This window comes from Kitasatospora putterlickiae (genome assembly GCF_039527695.1).
Lineage (GTDB): Bacteria > Actinomycetota > Actinomycetes > Streptomycetales > Streptomycetaceae > Kitasatospora > Kitasatospora putterlickiae.
The window spans coordinates 1-2,936 of the sequence record NZ_BAAAKJ010000255.1 but is presented as its reverse complement, the minus strand read 5'-3'; the positions used below and the strand labels follow the sequence as shown (position 1 = coordinate 2,936).

The window sequence follows — 2,936 nt, the reverse complement described above, 5'->3', positions numbered from 1 at the left end:
CTCCGGCCCCCTTGCGGGTGGCGGACGCGAGTGACATGGGAGCTCCGTGGACGGGCCGGACGCGCCGGGCGCTACTTGGCCTGGGCGATGGCGGCGTCGATCTCCTTGGCGGCGGCGGTGAGGCCGGCCGCGAGATCGGTCTGCTTGCCCGACTCGTAGTCGTAGCCGACGTTCTGCAGCGAGACGAGGTAGCCACCGCCGTTGACGACGGCCGGGGTGGTGCCGGAGTTGGCGTTCTTCGCGATCTCCACGAAGGTCTTGAAGTTCTCGTCGGCGACCAGCTTCGGCGACTCCAGCGCGGCGAAGGTGCTCGGCACGTTGTGGATCGCGTTGGCGAAGGAGACGACCGCGTCGGTGTCGGTGGTCAGGAACTTGACGAACTCCCAGGCCGCGGCCTGCTTCTTGCTGGTGCTGGCGATGCCGACGATGGTGCCGGTCTGGTAGCCGCGGCCGTAGGTGCCGGCCTGGTCGTCCGGCACCGGGAACGGCGCGGTGGCCCACTCGAAGTCCGGCTTGTCGGCGGCGAGCGAGGCGGTGCGCCACTCGCCGTCCATGGCCATCGCGACCTGGCCGGTGTGGAACGGGTTCTTGGCGCTGAACTCCTCGCCGAAGGTGGCGCGGTACTTCTCCAGCTTCTCGTAGCCGCCGAGCTGGTCGACCAGGCCCTTCTGCCACTTCAGCATCGCCGCGACCTTCGGGTCGGTGGCGATGGTGGACTTGCCGGCGGAGTCGAAGTAGCTGGGGCCGTACTGGCCGAGCAGGTGCTCGGTGGTCGACTCGTAGCCGTGGTAGAGCGGCATGAAGCCGAGCTGCTTGTAGCCGTCGCCCTCGGCGATGGTCAGCTTCTTGGCGGCCTCGGCGAACTCGGTGAAGGTCTTCGGCGGGTTGGTGATGCCGGCGTCGGCGAAGGCCTTCTTGTTGTAGTACAGGCCGAAGGCGTCGCCCAGCAGCGGCAGCGAGCACTGGTTGCCCTGGAACTGCGTGTAGTTGAGCATCGCGGCCGGGAAGGTCTTGGCGGCGTCGATGCCGTCCTTGGCCAGCAGCGGCTTGAGGTCGGCGAAGGCCTTGGTGGAACAGAACATGCCGACGTTGTTGGTGGTGAAGGAGGAGACCACGTCGGGGGCGTCGTCGCCGCCGGCCCGCAGCGCCTGGTTGACCTTGTCGTCGGCGATGTTGCCGACGGCCTTGACCTTGATGTTGGGGTGGGCCTTCTCGAAGGCGGCGACGTTGTCGTTGATCGCCTTCACCTCGGCGTCCTGGCTCCAGCCGTGCCAGAAGGTGATGGTGACGTCCTTGCCACTGGCGGAGTCGTCGCTGCCGGAGCCGTCGCTGCTGCCGGTGCAGGCGGTGGCGAGCAGGGCGAGGACGGCGCTGCCGGTGACGGCGGCGAGGGTCCGGCGGCTTCTGCGGGAGTGGGAGGTGGTGGAGTGCACTTCGAGGTCCTCCTGGGGCTGCGCGGGCAGGCGTCATTGCCTCGGGTCCCGCGTTGGGGATGGGGGAGAGGTGGGTGCAGGGAGTGCGGCGGAGCGTCAGTGGGTGGAGAAGACCGCCTCGCGGGCGGCCGCCAGCGCGCGTTGCAGCGCGCCGAGCAGAACGGGGGAGCCGGTCAGCGCGCTGCCGCGCACCTCCGGCCGGGCGGCCGCGATCCGGGCCAGTTCCTCCGCGATCAGGGCCCGCAGGCGCTCGCCGCCCGCGTTCGGCACTCCGCCGGAGACCACCACGAGCCGGGGGTCGACGACGGCGACGATCACGGCCAGTCCGACGGCCAGCCGGGCGGCCAGCTCGGCGAGGAACGCGTCGCCGGCGCCGGGGGTGACCAGGGCCTTGGCGACCGACTCCTCGGCGGTCGGCGCGCCGAGCCCGTGCTCCTTGGCCAGGGCCCGGACGGCGGGGGCGCCGACCAGCTCCTGGAACCCGCCGGAGTTGCGGCGGCGGACGTCCTTGACCACCGGCGCGCCGGGCACCGGCATGTAACCGACCTCCCCGGCGCCGCCGGTGAAGCCGCGGTGCAGCCGGCCGGCGATCACGATCGCCGCGCCGATGCCCTCGCCGGCCCAGAGCAGCACGAAGTCCTCGAAGCCGCGGGCCGCGCCGGAGGACTGCTCGGCGACGGCGGCGAGGTTCACGTCGTTCTCGATGGTCACCGGCGCGCCGATCGCGGCGGCCAGCCCCGCGGCCAGCCGCGGCGCGTGCCAGCCGGGCAGGTGGGAGGCGTACCGGAGCTTGCCGGTGACCGGGTCGGGCGCGCCGCCGACGCCGATCACCACGCCGCGCAGGCTGCCCTCGGCGAGCCCGGCGGCCCGCACCGCCCCGGCGACCGCGCCGGCCACCCCGGGCACCGTCTCGGCGGCCGTCCACCCCTTGGTGGGGACGACGTGCTCGGCGAGCGTGGAGCCCGTGATGTCGGCGACCGCGACCCGCACCTGACTGGTGGTGACGTCCAGCCCCGCGACATAGCCGGCCGCCGGATTCACCTGGTACAGCTGCGCGTTGGGCCCGGGCCCGCCCGCCGTGGTCCCCACCGGCAGCACCAGCCCGGCGGCCTCCAGCCGGGCCAGCAACTGCGAGGCGGTGGGCTTGGAGAGCCCGGTCAGCGTGCCGATCTGCGTACGGGAGAGCGGCCCGTTCTCCAGCAGCAGTTCGAGCGCGGCGCGGTCATTGATGGCCCGCAGCAGGCTGGGCGTGCCCGCGAGGGGGGCCTTGGCGGTGTTTCCGGTCACGCGAAGATCCTCCTCCTCGAACTGTTAGGAAACTTTCCAGTCGCTTCGGGACAGGACCGTACGGTCCCCGTCGGCGGAGTGTCAATGGCCCTTCCCCCGGAGGATGCCGACTCGTTACCAGCCGCCCCACGGCCCCGCTCGGGCCGGCCTTGAGGAGAGGAATTTGTGACAACTGAGAGAAGGCGGATCTGTGATGCGGCGGCCTCCTCGCCGAGG

General features: G+C 71.9%; 2 protein-coding genes. Both read right to left on the bottom strand.

Translation table 11 applies throughout. The features are described from left to right. Positions 1 to 71 precede the first annotated feature (71 nt). Complete coding sequence (locus ABD308_RS25530) at positions 72 to 1,433, bottom strand: ABC transporter substrate-binding protein (RefSeq protein WP_344338926.1); 1,362 nt, start codon at positions 1,431 to 1,433, stop codon at positions 72 to 74. 96 nt (positions 1,434 to 1,529) lie between these two features. Then, positions 1,530 to 2,720, bottom strand: coding sequence for an ROK family transcriptional regulator (locus ABD308_RS25525; protein WP_344338925.1), 1,191 nt, complete (start codon positions 2,718 to 2,720; stop codon positions 1,530 to 1,532). Positions 2,721 to 2,936 lie beyond the last annotated feature (216 nt).